Below are 14,862 nucleotides of genomic sequence, written 5' to 3' on the forward strand. Positions count from 1 at the left end.
GCCTACCCAGTAGTGGCGGTTTGCCACGGGGTGGTGGCGACGGGGGCGCGCGGTCGGCGCTTCGGTGCTCCTACGCGCCGCATGAATTCGCCCTGTGGTCGGTGGCACCCGCACGCACCCGCTATGCTTGCTGGATACAAGCAACGTATCCAGTGGACCGGCTGGATCACGGAGTCACGCATGCACGCATTCAGTGCGAGGGATCACGACGATGAGCAACGGCACGGTCCATGCCTGCGACGGGGCTGGGATCTCGGAGATCACCGCCACGTCGAGCCTGGACGAAGCAGCCGCGGGGCTCGGGACGGAAATGGTCCGATTCACCCGGCTGATCGCAGCTTGGAAACAACGGGTCAAGCACGACGCCGGGGCGGCCGACCGGGTACTGCTGGCCAGGCTGGTGTGCGGAGGCGACCAGCGGGCGACCGATCTGGCCGCCGACGCCTTCCTGGACCTGTCCACCGTCAGCCGACAGGTGCGCTCGCTGGTCGAGCGCGGCCTGGTCGCGCGCCGACCGGATCCGGAGGACCGGCGCGGTTCGCTGCTGACCGCCACCGAGGCGGGGCGGGCCCGCTTCGAGGACTACCGGCGTCAGCGTGACGCCGAGTTGGCCGAGATCCTCGAAGCCTGGTCGGCGCAGGACCGGGCCGACCTGATCCGGCTGATGGGTCGGCTCAACAAGGACTTTGCAGAACGTCAACACGCACGGCCGGGCCCAGACGGAGACCAGGGCGCCACCGTGGAGCAGGGAGAGATACGTAGATGAGCACAGCCACCTCTCCGCCAGGGGCGCAAGCCAAGGCGATACCCGGGGCCGGGGGACTCAGCCACCGCCAGATCCTCACCATCCTCAGCGGCCTGATGCTGGGGATGTTCCTCGCCGCACTCGACCAGACGATCGTCAGCACCTCCATCCGGACCATCGCCGACGACCTGCACGGACTCAGTGAGCAGGCCTGGGCGACCACGGCCTACCTGATCACCTCCACGATCGCCACCCCGCTGTACGGCAAGCTGTCCGACCTCCACGGCCGCAAGCCCTACTACCTGGCCGCGATCAGCATCTTCGTGGTGGGCTCGGTGCTCTGCACCTTCTCCACCTCGATGACCGAACTCGCCGGGTTCCGCGCCCTCCAGGGCCTGGGCGCCGGTGGTCTGATGTCGCTGGCACTGGCGATCATCGGTGACATCGTCCCGCCCCGGGAGCGCGCCCGGTACCAGGGCTACATGCTCGGTACGTTCGCCACCTCCAGCGTCGCCGGTCCGCTGATCGGCGGCGCGCTGGCCGGCCAGACCAGCCTGCTCGGCATCACCGGCTGGCGCTGGGTCTTCCTGGTCAACGTGCCGATCGGCATCATCGCGCTGTTCGTCGTGGCCAAGGTCCTCAACATCCCGCACACCCGCCGCAGCCGCCGCATCGACTGGTGGGGCGCGCTCACCATCACCGTCGGCGTCGTCCCGCTGCTGCTCGTCGCCGAGCAGGGCCGGGAGTGGGGCTGGAGCTCGGCGGAGTCGATCTCCTGCTACGTCATCGGCGTGGTCGGGATCATCGCCTGGATCTTCGTGGAGCGCTGGATCGGTGACGACGCACTGATCCCGATGCGGCTGTTCCGCAACGGCACCTTCAGCAAGACCAGCCTGCTGTCCGTGCTGATCGGCATGGGCATGTTCGGCGGGATGCTGATGATCCCGCAGTACCTCCAGATCGTGAAGGGCGCCAGCCCCACGATGTCGGGCCTGCAGATGCTGCCGCTGATGGCGGGCATGATGATCGCCTCCATCGCGTCCGGCCAGATCACCGCCAAGACCGGCCGCTACAAGATCTTCCCGATCATCGGCACCGCCCTGATGGTCGCCGCCATGCTGCTCTTCCACTACCGGGTCCAATGGGACACCCCGCTGTGGGAAACCATGGTCTACATGCTGGTCTTCGGCCTCGGCCTGGGCGGCTGCATGCAGACCCTGGTGCTGGCCGTGCAGAACGCGGTCCCGCCGCAGGACATGGGCGTGGCCACCGCCTCCTCCACGTTCTTCCGTCAGATGGGCGCCACCGCCGGTACCGCGATCTTCCTGTCGGTGCTGTTCAGCACGGTCGGCGACAAGATCGGCGACGCGTTCAAGAGCGCCGCGTCCACCGCGCGCTTCCAGAGCGCGCTCAAGGACCCCGCGGTCCTGCACGACCCGGCCAGCAAGCCGGTGCTGGACATGCTCAAGCACCCCACCAGCGGTGGCTCCTCGGGCGTGCTGAGCGACTCCTCGTTCATCCAGCACCTGGACCCGCGACTGGCCGAGCCGTTCAAGCGCGGTTTCGCCGACTCCATGCACACCGTCTTCCTGATGGGTGCCGTCGTCGTCGCGCTGGCCTTCGTGCTGATGTGGTTCATCAAGGAGGTGCCGCTGCGGCAGATCTCCGGCCTCCAGGCACGGGCCCAGGCGGAGGCCGAGGCCAACGGCGAGGTGCCGGCCGCGGCGGACGCCGCTCCGGTCGCCGTCCCGGCCCCGGAGGCGGTCGTCCCGGCCGCCGTGGCCGCCGAGAGCGTCCCGGACGCCGCGTCCGGCGCGTTGATCAGCGGCACCGTCCGCGACAGCGGCGGCCGGCCGGTTCCCCAGGCCGCGGTCACCCTGATCAGCGTCGGCGGGCGGCAACTCGGCCGCACCACCACCGACGCGGACGGCGGCTACGCGCTGCCGACCACCGGGCCCGGCACGTACGTGCTGATCGGCTCGGCGGGCGCCCGCAAGCCGCAGGCCCTGACCGTCGTGGTGGGCGCCGAAGCGGTCTCGTTCGACCTGACGCTCAGCGGCGCGGCCGGCCTGTCCGGCGAGGTCCGCGAGGAGAAGAACGACGACCCGGTCCCCGGTGCGCTGGTCGTGGCCACCGACGTCCGCGGCGAGGTCGTGGCCTCCGGTGTCGTCGGCCAGGACGGCGGATTCGCCTTCGACGAACTGACCCCCGGCAGCTACACCCTGGCGGTCAGCGCGGAGCGCCACCGTCCGTCGGCCCTCCAGGTCGAGGTCGCCGCCAGTTCCCGCAACTGGTACGAGGTCCGGCTGACGCTGGGCGCACAGGTCCGCGGCACCGTCCGGACCGCCCAGGGCAACTCGGTCGACGACGCCCGGGTGACCCTGCTGGACCCGGCGGGCAACGTCGTCGGCAGCGCCACCAGCGGTCACGACGGTGAGTACGTCTTCACCGACCTCGACAGCGGCGAGTACACGCTGATCGCCAGCGGCTATCCGCCGGCCGCCGCCCCGCTGCGGCTGACCGCCTCCGGACAGGCCGAGTGCGACATCGAGCTCAGCCACGACACGGCGAACTGACGCCCGTCACGGCGGCACGGCGAGGGCCCGGCGACTTCGGTCGCCGGGCCCTCGCCGCGTGCCGGCGGGCCCCCAGACCGTGCCTGCCTGGGGGAGCGTGGCGCAGGTCCCACGGTCCGGCCGGATGCCTGCCGGCGCCCGGCCCCGCGCGCATGAAGTGCACACGGTGGTGGGCCGGGGCTAGCTTGAAGAAGGAGGAGGCACTCACATCTGACCGCGCACGCCAGGCGCCGACACCGCGAGGCGGGTCCCGGTCGTGCGTGAGCCGGTGGCCTCCTGAGGCGAGGGAGGCACCCATGTCAGACTTGATCATGATCGGGTACGACAGCGCGGAGCACGCCAAGCGGGCGGAGAGCCGCATCCTGGAGCTGGAACGCAAGCACGCCGTCGTCCTCACCGGCCTGGCCGTGGTCTCCGCCGACGCCGACGGGCACACCCACGTCGACACGCACGACGACATTCCACGCCGCGCCATCGCGACCTCGGCCACCGCGGGAGCACTGTGGGGCCTGGTCATGGGCATGCTGTTCCTCATGCCGGCCATCGGGCTGCTGGGCGCCGCGCTGGGCGGACTGGCGGGCAAGCTCAACCAGTCCGGTCTCGACAAGCGGTTCCGCGACCGCGCCCACGAACTGCTCGAACCAGGCAAGGCCGCCGTCGTCGTGATGGCCACGAAGCTCGACGAGGGCCAGTTCGCCGCCGCCCTCCAGCCCTTGGGCGGAACGGTGCTGAAGACGTCCCTCTCGCAGTCCGACGAACACGAACTGGTACAGCAACTCGTCGGGGCCCCGCAGACGGCCTGAACGCAGCGGAGCTCCGGCGAGGTCCGCCCGCCGTCGCCGAACCGCCCGGCAGCCGGGCCGCCGACGAGACCGCGACCACCGCCCACCTGCACCGCCGCAGCGTCGCACCGCACCGCCGGCCCCCGGCTGGACCGCGGCGCGCTGCGGCCCCGGGCACCCCCGCTTAGGCTGCCGAGCATGAGCGAGCGAATCACCGGACGGTCCCCGTCCCGCGCCCACGATGGCGAACGACGCGGACGGCGGGCATGAGTCCGCACTTCGACGTGGTGGTCCTGGGCGCCGGCCCGGGTGGGTACGTCGCGGCAATCCGGGCCGCCCAACTCGGCCTGCGCACGGCGATCGTCGAGGCCAAGTACTGGGGCGGGGTCTGCCTCAACATCGGCTGCGTCCCGTCGAAGGCGCTGCTCCGCAACGCCGAGATCGCCCACCTCGTGAACCGGGAGGCGAAGACCTTCGGGATGCACGTCGAGGGCAGTGTCACCTTCGACTACCGGGAGGCGTACCTGCGCAGCCGCAAGGTGGCCGACGGCCGGGCCAAGGGCGTGCACTTCCTGATGAAGAAGAACAAGATCGAGCAGTTCGAGGGGGTCGGCGCGTTCATCGACCCGCACACCCTGCACGTCACCCTGGGCGACGGCCGGACCGAGACCCTGTCGTTCGACCACGCGATCATCGCCACCGGCTCGGTGACCCGACTGCTGCCCGGCACCTCGCTCAGCCGCCGGGTGGTGACCTACGAGGAGCAGATCCTCTCCGACGAACTGCCGCGGAGCATCGTCATCGCCGGCGCGGGCGCCATCGGCGTCGAGTTCGCCTACGTCCTCCACAACTACGGCGTGGAGGTCACCCTCGTCGAGTTCCTGGACCGCGTCGTCCCGCTGGAGGACGTCGAAGTGTCCGCCGAACTCGCGCGGCGCTACCGCAAGTTGGGCATCAACGTCCTGCCGTCCACCCGTGTCGAGGGGATCGACGACTCCGGGGAGCGGGTGCGCGTCACGGTCACCACCGGCGGCCAGCGCCAGACCCTGGAGACCGACCAGGTCCTCCAGGCCATCGGATTCCAACCCCGCACCACCGGCTTCGGGTTGGAGAACACCGGCGTGCGGCTGACCGAGCGCGGCGCCATCGACGTCGACGGCCGGTGCCGGACGAACGTGCCGCACCTCTTCGCCATCGGGGACGTGACCGCCAAGCTGATGCTGGCGCACGCCGCCGAGGCGATGGGCATCGTGGCGGCGGAGACCATCGGCGGCGCGGAGACCATGGAACTGGACTACGTGATGATCCCGCGGGTGACGTTCTGCCAGCCGCAGATCGCCAGCTTCGGCTGGACCGAGGAACAGGCCCGCGACCGGGGCTTCGACGTCCGGGTGGCCAAGTTCCCGTTCACCGCCAACGCCAAGGCCCACGGCATCGGCGACACCGCGGGCTTCGTCAAGATCATCAGCGACGCCCGCCACGGCGAGATCATCGGCGCCCACCTCATCGGCCCCGAAGCCACCGAACTCCTCCCGGAACTGACGCTCGCCCAGAAGTGGGACCTCACCGTCCACGAGGTGGCCCGCAACGTCCACGGCCACCCCACCCTCGGCGAGGCGATCCAGGAAGCGATCCACGGCCTGGCGGGGCACATGATCAACATGTGAGCGCCAGGCACTTCCACCAGGGCGCTGATCAGCGAGAAGCCGCCTCACGGGCGCCGCGCTCCCAGCCGAGAGCACGGCCATCACCGCCCGCGCCACTTCTTCTCACGGGACGCATCCCGGAGCCACGATGGGAGGGGAAGGTGAGATGCCATGAGGATCGTGCCTGGCCGGTGGAATGCCGAGGTCATCGCGATGGTGGCGGTTCTGGTCGTGGCCGGCGCCGAGCTGCTGCTGCTCGTTCTCGCCACTCCCCGGCAGCGCCCGGTGATCAGCGGCGTGCTGCTCGGCTCCGCCGCTGCCGTGTTGGTGGTGTTCGGCGAGGCGTGGCACGTACTGCGCAGACGCGGTCGGCGGGGCCGGCGTTCGCGACGGCCGCGGCCGAGCGACGAGGCGTGGTTCAGCGCCGAGACGCTGGAGGGCTTCCCGGTCGACGGCATCCGACGGTGGCTGGAAGGCCCTGACGCGCCTGATCCGAACAGGTTCTACGCCGCCTGGGTGCTGGCCACCCACGGCCGTGACGTGCGGTGGATCGTCCGGCACCTCGATCTGCCGGAGGAGGCCGTGCGGCTGCTCGTCGAGGCCGCTCGCGAGTGCGGAGGCGCCGGCGGCTGACCCCGGTGCGGGAGCCGTGGTCAGGCGCCGCCGAGCTGGATCGCCTTGATGAGCAGGAGCAGGGCGCTGAGGATCAGGTACCCGCGCAGGGCGGTCATCCCGAGTCGGGTGCCGGTGGACCAGCGCACTGGCTTGAGCAGCGCCAGAGGTGGCATGCGCCAGGCGAGTTTCTCGGCCTGTGGCAGCACCGGCGCGGGGGGTGCGGGTGTGCGCCGGCGGGTGATCCGTAGTGCGATGGCGGCGCCGGTCAGGGCTGTGACCAGGGCGATCGCGAGCCAGACGATGAGCCGGGCGACGTCGATGGCGGGGAAGAGCGTGGTGGCCATCAGCGTGCCGGAGAGCATGAGCAGGACGGAGATGATGACGGTGGCGAGCACGTTCAGCCAGCGGCGGTTGACCCAGGGGCCGAGGACTTCGGGGTCGTTGCACAGCAGGAGCAGGAAGACGCTGGCAGAGGGCAGCAGGAGCCCGGCCAGGGCTTGCACGGCCTCGGTGATCAGGCCCAGTGGCGCGCCGGGGAGGAGGACGATGGCGGCGGCCACCAGGACCAGCAGGCTGTAGGAGGCGTAGAAGGGTTTGGCTTCGCGGAAGCCGCGGTGCAGCGAGTGGCGGAGGTGGAAGACGTCGCCGAAGGCGTAGCTGGTGGCCAGGGTCACGGCTGCGGCGCCGATGATGCTCGCGTCCAGCAGCACGATGGCGAACAGCGTGCCGAGGATGTCGTCATGGCGGGCCAGGGCCTCGGCGACTCCGGCGGCGTCGGTGAAGTTGCCGTGCGCGCTCGTTCCCCGGGCGGCGAAGTCGGCGGTCATGATCAGGGCCGCGGCGCCGAGGACGACGACGAGGGAGCCGATGACGGTGTCGGCGCGTTCGTAGCCGATGAAGCGGGGGGTGATGCGTTTGTCGATCACGTTGGACTGTTGGAAGAACAGCTGCCAGGGGGCGACGGTGGTGCCCACGATCGCGATGATCAGCAGGACCGCCTCGCCGCTGATGCCGCCTTGGACGCTCGGCACGACGAAGTCGTGGGCGGCACGGGCCCACCGCGGATGTGACATCAAGGTCAGCGGAATCAGCAGCAGGCTGGCCGCGATGAAGGCGAACATGGCGCGCTCCCAGCGGCGGAAGGAGCCGCTGGCGGCCACGGCGATCAGCACGACGGCGGCGATCGGCACGACGACGTAGTCCGGGACACCGAGATGGCCGGCGGCCAGTGAGATGCCGATGAACTCCGTCACGAGCGTCAGGAAGTTCAGCAGGAACAGGTCGCCGACGCTGAACCAGCCCCAGAAGCGGCCGAACCGTTCGATGATCAGGCGGGCGTGGCCCACGCCTGTGACCGCGCCCAGCCGTACCACCATCTCCTGATTGACGATCAGGACGGGGATGAGGAGGAGCAGGACCCACAACAGGGAGTAGCCGTAGTTCTGCCCGGCCTGGGCGTAGGTGGCGATGCCGCCGGCGTCGTTGTCGCCGACCATCACGATGATGCCGGGGCCGACGATCGCCAGCAGGGTCAGCAGCCGGGCCTTGAAACCCGGTCGTTCTTCGGCGTGTTCGCGCGGGACGCGGCCAAAGGCGCCCTGGATGTCGCCGAGATGGGCCTCGTCGAGTACGGCACTGGTCCGCGGCGGGCGGACCGGGGGCGCCGGGCGGGCGACGGCCTTCTTCGCCGGGCGCTCGGTGCGGCCCTCCGGCGGCGACGGTAATGGCGATGGCGGCGTTGGCGTTGGCGGGGGCTTCGGCGCCGCTGGGCGTGACGTTTCCGGGACGCCGGGGTGGGCGGGCCGGCCGGGGGGAGTGGGGCGTCGTGGTCCGGGGTGCGCCGACGGTTCCGGGCGGCCGGGCCCTTCCGGTCGGCCCGGCGGCTCTGGGCGGGGCGGGGGCTTCGGCTGGTCGGGCCGTTCCGGTGGTTCCGGGGGGCCATGGGGCCGGTCGTGGTCGGTCATGAGTGGGGCGGTGCGTCGTGCGTCGGTGGGCCGGCGGCTGGCTCGTCCGCGCGGTGGGGCGGGCGCGGCGCGGGTTCGCGTCGGCGCCAGTCCTCGGGGATGACGGCGTCCAGCACGTCATCGACCGTGATGACGCCCAGGATGCGGTCCTCGTCGTCGACCACCGGCACCGTGAGCAGGTTGTAGTCGGTCATGAGCAGGGCGACGTCCTCGACGTCGGTGTCGGGGCCGGCCCGCACGGGGTCGCGGTCCACGACACCTTCCAGCGGGACCTTCGGATCGGCCTGGAGCAGTTCCACGAGGGTGATGACGCCGAGCAGCTGCTTCTCCTCCCCGACGAGGTAGATGCTGGTCAGGGCCTCGGGTTGCAGGGTCCGCGCCTCGCCCGCTGCCCGTAGTGCCGCGGCCACCGTGGTGCGGCCGGTCGCGGTGAGGACGTCGAGCGCCATCAGCCCGCCCGCGCTGGAGGGGTTGAACCCCATCAGGGTGAGCACCTTGGCGCGCTGCCCTGCCGGGAGCGCGTCGAGGACCGGCTGCCTGCGGCCCTGCGGCAGCTCGTTGATGGCATCCGCGGCATCGTCGGCGCGCATCCGGGCGATGACCTGGGCGATCTCGGAGTCGTTCCGTTCGCCCAGCAGCCGGAGCTGCGAGTCCGGCTCCAACTCCTCGAACACGTCGGCTTCCAGTTCCGGGTCGGCGTGCACGGTCTGGAGGATCTCGTGCGACTCCGGGCGGTTGGCGTCCTCCAACAGGTCAGCGAGGTCCGCGGGCTTGAGCCGTCCCAGGCGCGCGAACGGCCCTCGCACCCGAGCGGACCGTGCGTGCCCGATCAGCGGCTCGAAGGACTTCCAATCCCGCCAGTCAGGCCACCCGCCCCGTCCGCCCAGCACACCCCGGAAGCGCGGCGGCCGGCGGGTGTCCAGACAGGTGAGCACCCAACCGTCGGGCCGTTGCGCCAGTTCGATGTCGTAGGCCCGGACCAGTTCGACGTCGGCCACGTCGATCACCCGATGACCCAGCACGTCGGCGCGCAGCAGCACCTCTCCCTCGCGCCGCTCGAAGTGCCGCAGGTCGACCCGCGGACTGACCAGCGTGATCCGCTGCCCCTCCAGGTCCGCCACCTGCTCCGCCGGCAGGAAGACCTCGCGCCCGCCCACCCGCGCCACCAGGCCGGTGACCAGCGGATAGTCCCGGCCGCGCAGCCGCACGATGAGATCGGACAGGCGGCCGACCACCTCGCCGTTGCCGCCTACCAGTGGCCGGCGAAGAAGACCGGTCAGATGCACGACACGCTCCACGCTCCCAAACTAGGCGCATCCCGCGTGATCGGTACGGCAGGGGCTGCGGCGCGCCAGTGCAAGCCCTCCAGCGGCCCAGCACCGTCCCCTCCCAGGCGGGCGAAACGCTGTTCGCCGGTGAGGGCGTCGCCGGCGGGGGCGAGGAGGCGGCCCGGACGCCGACCCATGTCACCGTGCGGACGGGGAGGAGCACCACGTCAGGCTCCTGGACAGCATGCATCGGCCGTGCCCCTTCCCCGCTGGTGTGCGTGGGTGTCGGGCAGCGGGGTGCGGCACAGGTGCCAGTGCAGATCGCGGACGTACGGCACGCGGGAGAGCTGGTCGACGAGGTGGTCCAGGGGGCCGGTGTCCGGACCGTCCAGGGTGACCGTCGCCCGCAGGTGGACGGTGGCGCCGTGCCGGATGGCGTGCAGGGCTTGGAGGTGGGTGCCGGGTCTGCTGAGGGCCAGCAGGCACAGCGCGCGTATCTTGGCTGCCGCCTGGTGGTCGCAGTGGATGTGGATCGTGGCGGGCGTCGGGGCCGGGAGGGTGGGCGGTCCGTTCTTCCTCGTATGCGTGCGGGGCAGGAATCGCATGGGTACCTCGTGGGTCACGTCCGGTCGGGAAGCGGCGGGAGGGGGAGGGGGTCAGGCGGTGTTCCCGGAGCGGTTTCCGGACAGCGGCTGCGGGTCCAACGCGTAGCCGCTGCGATGCACGGTGCGGATCAGCGCCCGGTGGTCGGGGCCGAGCTTGCGGCGCAGGCGGGCGATGTGGACGTCTACGGTGCTCAGGTCGCCCATGGGTGCCTGCTGCCACACCAGTTCCATCAGCCGGCGCCGCGTGTGGATGCGGTCGGGATAGGCGGCGAGATGGGCGATCAACTCGAACTCCATACAGGTGAGGGGGAGTTGATGGCCTTCGATGGAGGCGCGTCGGATCGCGCAGTCGACGACGAGGCCGTCCACGCGGTACACGGGAGCCTGGGGCGGCTCCGTGGCCTCGGGGGTGTGCGGTGACCGCGCGACGGGCCAGGTCGTGTCCCGCGCTCGTGGTGCGGGCGGGTTCGCTCGGTCGTGGTGGACGCGGTCTGCCGTGCGGTGGCTCAAGGTCATGTCGTTTCCTGTCGGCTCGGTGTGTTGAGGACAGTCGTGCGTGGGGCGTCGGGCACCGCAGGCGGCGCCGGCTCGGGGTGCTGGTACGGCACGGCGGGCAGCGCTCACCTGCCCGCAGGAGCGGGCCGGATGGGGGAGCGGTGCCATGGCCTCTCCGGGCAGGGAAGCAGGCGCGGGTTCCCTACGGGTGCGGCGTTCGCGGAGCCGCTAGTGCCAGGTGGCTTCGAGGCGGGGCCGGCCATCGGGGCCCGTGACGGTGTGCCAGTGGGCGTGCAACCCAGTGGGTCGCTCCCGGCTGGTCGCCCCGGTCGCGGACGCCGGACGGGGCAGTGCGCGGACAACGGTGCTGTCGAGAGGACTGTCCGCGATGCGCCGCAGCACTGCGGAGAGCGAGTCGCGTACGACGCGGCGGGTGTTCCCGCGGCGCAGGGCGGGGCGGTGGATGTGGACAGCGGTGAAGACGGACATGCGGGAGTCACCTCCGTGGGGCGGCGCGCTGTCGGCGTAGGACAGGCATGGCCGGGGGCGAGTGAACGATGCGGTGGTGTGCGGGCTTCGGCGCCCGCGGGAGCTACGGAGCGTGTCCGGCTCGGGTGGCGGAGGAGGCGGCCTCGGTGAGGCGGTCGGCCGCGGGCAGCGGCAGGTCGGCGAAGCGGGCGAGCCAGTGAGCGTCGTGGCCCTGCTGGGCGAGGAGGTAGGCCAGGTGCACGCGCGGTTCGTACCTGGCGTGCGGGTCGCGGGGAAGGGGGCAGGTACTGGGGCCGTCGAGCAGGTACTCCCGCTCGGTGCCGTCCTTCAGGGCCAACTGCACCCGCGGGCAGATGTGGCCGGTGGGGCTCGGGTCAGGACGTTCGTCGGTGGCGTGGTGGCGCCGCCGGGCCGGTGCGGTGAGCTTGGTGAGGTGCGGAAGAAGGCGCATGGGTGCCCTCCCCTCTCCGTGAGGGGTCGGTGGGGTGGCGGCGGGCGGGGAGGTCCCGCCGCCACCCCGGCACGGGAGTGGTCGGTTGTCGACGTGCGGGGGTCAGTTGCCGAGGGCAACCTGGACGATCTTGATGACGACCAGGACCGCCGCGACCAGCAGGTAGGTGCGCAGGGCTCCCATACCGATCTTGCGGCCGGTGGACATGACGGGGCGGGTCAGCGTCTCCAGCGGCGGCATCCGCCACGAGTCGCGGCCGGTGCGGTCGATGGGGTCTTCCTTGGTGGCGGTGCGCCGGCGGGTGAAGGCGTAGCCGGCGGCCAGCACTCCGGCGACACCGCAGCCGGCCATGATGTCGAGGATGGCGGCCGCGCTGATGTCGGGGAAGAGCACCGAGGCGGTGAGGATGATCGACAGTGACACCAGGACGCCGACGACCGCCGCGGTGAAGGCGTTGGTCTTGGGCCCGTTCACCCACGGTCCGAGGACCTGCTTGTCGTTGCAGAGCAGCAGCAGGAAGACGGAGGCGGAGGGCAGCAGGACCCCGGCGAGGGTCTGCACGCCCTGGGTGAGCAGACCGAGCGGGGAGCCGGGGATGAGCACGATGGTGGCCGCGGCGGCGACGAGGCCGGCGTAGACGGCGTAGAAGCCCTTGGCGCCCTTGATGCCCCGGTGCAGGGAGTGCTTCATCCCGAACACGTCACCGATCGCGTACGCGGTGGACAGCGACACCGCGAACGCGCCGATGATCGAGGCGTCCAGCAGGGCGATCGCGAAGAGGACACCGGCGACCTTGCCGGCCTTGGCCGCGATGCCGTTGATCAGGCCCGCGGTGTCGGTGAAGTTGCCGAAGCCCTTCGTCCCGGCGAACGCGGCGGCGACCAGGCCCATCAGGGCGGCGGCGCCGATGACGACGACGGCGATGCCGATCCACAGGTCGACCTTCTCGTACTTCATGAAGCGCGGGGTGATGCGCTTGTCGATCACGTAGGACTGCTGGAAGAACAGCTGCCAGGGCGCCACGGTGGTGCCCACGATCCCGATGATCAGCAACATGACGGTGGCCAACTCGCCGCTGCCGCCGGGGATGACCGGGGTCACGAAGTCGTGGGCCATCTGCGACGTCTTGGGGTGGAGCAGGAAGTAGAGCGGGACCAGGAGGAGCGAGGCGGCGCACAGGGCGACGGCGATCCGCTCGAAGCGGCGGAAGGACCCGGTGAAGGCGGAAGCGATGATGACGGCCGCGGCCAGGATCACCGAGGCCGTCTTCGGCAGCCCCAGGTAGTCGGCGGCCATGGTGATGCCGATGAACTCGGTGACCAGCGTCAGGGCGTTGAGCAGGAACAGGTCGATGACACTGAACGCGCCCCAGAACTTCCCGAACCGCTCCAGGATCAGGCGCGCGTGCCCCACTCCGGTCACCGCGCCGAGACGCAGCACCATCTCCTGGTTGACGTACAGGACGGGGACGAGCAGGAGCAGGGTCCACAGCAACTGCGTGCCGTAGTTCTGTCCGGCCTGGCCGTACGTGGCGAAGGCGCCGGCGTCGTTGTCGCCGACCATCACGATCAGGCCGGGGCCGACTATCGCCAGCAACGTCTTGAGTTTGGCGGACAGGCCCCGGCGTTCGCCGGTGTCGTCGTGCTTGATGGTGCCGAGCGCACCGCGGATGTCGCCCACGTGCGCGTCGTCGAGGACTGCGCTGCGCGGTGCGGGAATGGTCTTGTCGCTGATCAGGCTGGTCATGGCGAGCCTCCCAATTCCCCCGTTGGGGAGCGGTGTTGAGGGCGCGCGGGAGCCGTCCCGTTGCGAGCGCGCAGCCCGGACACCCGGGACGGCGAAGGCCGTACGGGTGTCTGGGGCGTGGCGGCGCGTGCGCGTGGGAGAGGTGGTTACCGCGTACCGGAGGTCGAGAAGGACATGCGAATCCGGATGACGGGCCTACTGTGGCCCGGACTACTGCAACTGCAGTCCATGTCTCTCGCCTCCTCCCGGCCGGAGCGCACGTGGGCGCTGGACGACGCGGCAAGGAGCAGACCGGTCCCGATGACCGGTTCACCCCAACTCGTCAGAGCTTTGGCACTGCACGGCGTATTCCGCTTGTGGGGGAAGCCACTTGGGGTCACCCCTTAGGCCGGGGAGACCTGTCCTGAACCTGGGCGTCTCTCGACGTCGTCGGGTCAGTGGCCTGTGTCCGTGCAGACGCCTCACCGAACGAGGTGCCTTCTTCAAACCTCCAGAAGCATAACGGCATAGTTGCGAGATCACGCAACTGCTTGGCGAAGTCTTGACGCGCCTCGCCACGGAACCTGTTCAGGAAGGACGCTGGATCGTCGGGCGCATCCCGCTCCACGGTGGCCCCATGAGCGCTCACTCGGAGGCCGCCGTCGCGCTCGTCACCCGCGCCGTGCTGCCCGTCATGCGGGCCCAGCGCTCCGGGCACGTCCTCACCCTCTCCTCCCTCGCCGGAGCGGTCGGCGTCGACTTCTGCGTCGCCTGCTCGGCCGCCAAGTTCGGAGTCGAGGGCTTCATGGGATCCCTGCACCACGACGTCGCACCCTTCAACATCCACACCACCATCGTCGAGCCGGGCTTGTTCCGCACCGAACTCCTCGTGGACGCCTCCACCACCTACGCCGAGGGCTCCATCGACGACTACGCCGAGCGCACCGCCGCGACCGAGAAGGTCTGGGAATCCATGAACGGTGGGCAGAGCGGCGACCCCGCCAAGCTCGCCGACGCCCTGCTCAAGGTCGCCGACCTGCAAGCGCCCCCGCTGCGGTTCGTCGCCGGCGACGACTGCCTCCAGGCCGTCGAGACCAAGGCCAAGACACTCCTGGCACAGGTCGACGCCTCCCGAGCGCTGGGTTCCGGCCTGAACCACGACGACGCCTGAGCCCCGCGTCCACAACCACCGAGGAAAAGTCATGGAACACGTCACCCACCCCCCACCACGAAGGCCCCGGCCGAGCGCTTCACCGGCGATGTCTACCTCAACCTCGTCGAAGCCCCCGCGGAGCCCGCACGCCTGGCTGTCGGCCTGGTGCGCACCCCCGGCGCCCGCACCCACTGGCACTCCCACGCCAACGGCCAGCTCCTCTACGTCACCGACGGCGTCGGCCTGGTCGGCACCCGCGGGGCGTCATCGACCCCCGTGAACCGCACGTTGCTGTCTCCCACCCCTGCTGCGGCCGCCGTCCCCCGGGCGCCCCGGCATGCACCAGGG

13 protein-coding genes and 1 riboswitch are annotated in these 14,862 nt (G+C 70.8%); of the genes, 6 read left to right on the forward strand and 7 right to left on the reverse strand.

The features are described from left to right. Nucleotides 1–211 precede the first annotated feature (211 nt). The 5 genes from ACJ6WD_RS14455 (at nt 212) to ACJ6WD_RS14475 (ending at nt 6,382) form a co-directional block, all read left to right on the forward strand. A complete protein-coding gene (locus ACJ6WD_RS14455) occupies nt 212–766 on the forward strand; it encodes a MarR family winged helix-turn-helix transcriptional regulator (protein WP_016576462.1) in 555 nt (184 codons plus the stop codon). Next, complete coding sequence (locus ACJ6WD_RS14460) at nt 763–3,321, forward strand: MFS transporter (protein ID WP_407615899.1); 2,559 nt, start codon at nt 763–765, stop codon at nt 3,319–3,321. Before ACJ6WD_RS14455 ends, ACJ6WD_RS14460 begins: the two co-directional genes overlap by 4 nt. A 296-nt stretch (nt 3,322–3,617) precedes the next feature. Further along, on the forward strand, nt 3,618–4,124 hold the full coding sequence (locus tag ACJ6WD_RS14465; RefSeq protein ID WP_407615900.1) for a DUF1269 domain-containing protein: 507 nt from the start codon (nt 3,618–3,620) through the stop codon (nt 4,122–4,124). Nucleotides 4,125–4,369: 245 nt separating this feature from the next. Then, nucleotides 4,370–5,770, forward strand: coding sequence for a dihydrolipoyl dehydrogenase (gene lpdA, locus ACJ6WD_RS14470; protein WP_331246097.1), 1,401 nt, complete (start codon nt 4,370–4,372; stop codon nt 5,768–5,770). Between the two features lie 150 nt (nt 5,771–5,920). Next, the gene (locus ACJ6WD_RS14475; protein ID WP_407615901.1) at nt 5,921–6,382 is read left to right on the forward strand and encodes a hypothetical protein; all 462 of its coding nucleotides are present in this window, start codon (nt 5,921–5,923) and stop codon (nt 6,380–6,382) included. 20 nt (nt 6,383–6,402) lie between these two features. On the opposite strand, the gene ACJ6WD_RS14480 is transcribed toward ACJ6WD_RS14475, so the two are convergent. From ACJ6WD_RS14480 to ACJ6WD_RS14510, 7 genes are all read right to left on the reverse strand, one after another. Next, nucleotides 6,403–7,860 (reverse strand): NRAMP family divalent metal transporter, encoded by a 1,458-nt coding sequence (locus ACJ6WD_RS14480; protein WP_331246098.1) that lies wholly within the window; start codon nt 7,858–7,860, stop codon nt 6,403–6,405. A 464-nt stretch (nt 7,861–8,324) separates the two neighbouring features. Continuing rightward, entirely contained in the window at nt 8,325–9,626 is a 1,302-nt protein-coding gene (locus tag ACJ6WD_RS14485; protein ID WP_376554684.1) for a magnesium transporter MgtE N-terminal domain-containing protein, read from the reverse strand. Between the two features lie 197 nt (nt 9,627–9,823). Beyond that, nucleotides 9,824–10,201 (reverse strand): hypothetical protein, encoded by a 378-nt coding sequence (locus ACJ6WD_RS14490; RefSeq protein WP_376441390.1) that lies wholly within the window; start codon nt 10,199–10,201, stop codon nt 9,824–9,826. Between the two features lie 51 nt (nt 10,202–10,252). Beyond that, nucleotides 10,253–10,717, reverse strand: coding sequence for a winged helix-turn-helix domain-containing protein (locus ACJ6WD_RS14495; protein WP_407615902.1), 465 nt, complete (start codon nt 10,715–10,717; stop codon nt 10,253–10,255). Nucleotides 10,718–10,924: 207 nt separating this feature from the next. Then, nucleotides 10,925–11,185, reverse strand: coding sequence for a hypothetical protein (locus ACJ6WD_RS14500; RefSeq protein ID WP_331246102.1), 261 nt, complete (start codon nt 11,183–11,185; stop codon nt 10,925–10,927). A 103-nt stretch (nt 11,186–11,288) separates the two neighbouring features. Further along, nucleotides 11,289–11,636: a hypothetical protein gene (locus ACJ6WD_RS14505; RefSeq protein ID WP_233656150.1), complete on the reverse strand. Its 348-nt coding sequence runs from the start codon at nt 11,634–11,636 to the stop codon at nt 11,289–11,291. 102 nt (nt 11,637–11,738) lie between these two features. Next, complete coding sequence (locus tag ACJ6WD_RS14510; protein ID WP_233656149.1) at nt 11,739–13,382, reverse strand: NRAMP family divalent metal transporter; 1,644 nt, start codon at nt 13,380–13,382, stop codon at nt 11,739–11,741. A gap of 306 nt (nt 13,383–13,688) precedes the next feature. Beyond that, nucleotides 13,689–13,862: riboswitch (M-box (ykoK) riboswitch) on the reverse strand. Nucleotides 13,863–13,998: 136 nt separating this feature from the next. Between ACJ6WD_RS14510 and ACJ6WD_RS14515 the strand changes: the two genes are divergently transcribed. After that, entirely contained in the window at nt 13,999–14,532 is a 534-nt protein-coding gene (locus ACJ6WD_RS14515) for an SDR family NAD(P)-dependent oxidoreductase (protein WP_407615903.1), read from the forward strand. The last annotated feature ends 330 nt before the right edge of the window (nt 14,533–14,862 follow it).

This window comes from Streptomyces sp. VTCC 41912 (genome assembly GCF_045799175.1).
GTDB classification, from domain to species: domain Bacteria; phylum Actinomycetota; class Actinomycetes; order Streptomycetales; family Streptomycetaceae; genus Streptomyces; species Streptomyces albulus_C.

Bases quoted from the DNA above. Each gene is read 5' to 3' on its own strand.
- ACJ6WD_RS14465 (WP_407615900.1), top strand. From the start codon at position 3,618: ATGTCAGACTTGATCATGATCGGGTACGACAGCGCGGAGCACGCCAAG.
- ACJ6WD_RS14460 (WP_407615899.1), top strand. From the start codon at position 763: ATGAGCACAGCCACCTCTCCGCCAGGGGCGCAAGCCAAGGCGATACCC.
- ACJ6WD_RS14495 (WP_407615902.1), bottom strand. From the start codon at position 10,717: ATGACCTTGAGCCACCGCACGGCAGACCGCGTCCACCACGACCGAGCG.
- ACJ6WD_RS14505 (WP_233656150.1), bottom strand. From the start codon at position 11,636: ATGCGCCTTCTTCCGCACCTCACCAAGCTCACCGCACCGGCCCGGCGG.
- ACJ6WD_RS14490 (WP_376441390.1), bottom strand. From the start codon at position 10,201: ATGCGATTCCTGCCCCGCACGCATACGAGGAAGAACGGACCGCCCACC.
- ACJ6WD_RS14480 (WP_331246098.1), bottom strand. From the start codon at position 7,860: ATGGTCGGCGACAACGACGCCGGCGGCATCGCCACCTACGCCCAGGCC.
- ACJ6WD_RS14475 (WP_407615901.1), top strand. From the start codon at position 5,921: ATGAGGATCGTGCCTGGCCGGTGGAATGCCGAGGTCATCGCGATGGTG.
- ACJ6WD_RS14510 (WP_233656149.1), bottom strand. From the start codon at position 13,382: ATGACCAGCCTGATCAGCGACAAGACCATTCCCGCACCGCGCAGCGCA.
- ACJ6WD_RS14500 (WP_331246102.1), bottom strand. From the start codon at position 11,185: ATGTCCGTCTTCACCGCTGTCCACATCCACCGCCCCGCCCTGCGCCGC.
- lpdA (WP_331246097.1), top strand. From the start codon at position 4,370: ATGAGTCCGCACTTCGACGTGGTGGTCCTGGGCGCCGGCCCGGGTGGG.
- ACJ6WD_RS14515 (WP_407615903.1), top strand. From the start codon at position 13,999: ATGAGCGCTCACTCGGAGGCCGCCGTCGCGCTCGTCACCCGCGCCGTG.
- ACJ6WD_RS14455 (WP_016576462.1), top strand. From the start codon at position 212: ATGAGCAACGGCACGGTCCATGCCTGCGACGGGGCTGGGATCTCGGAG.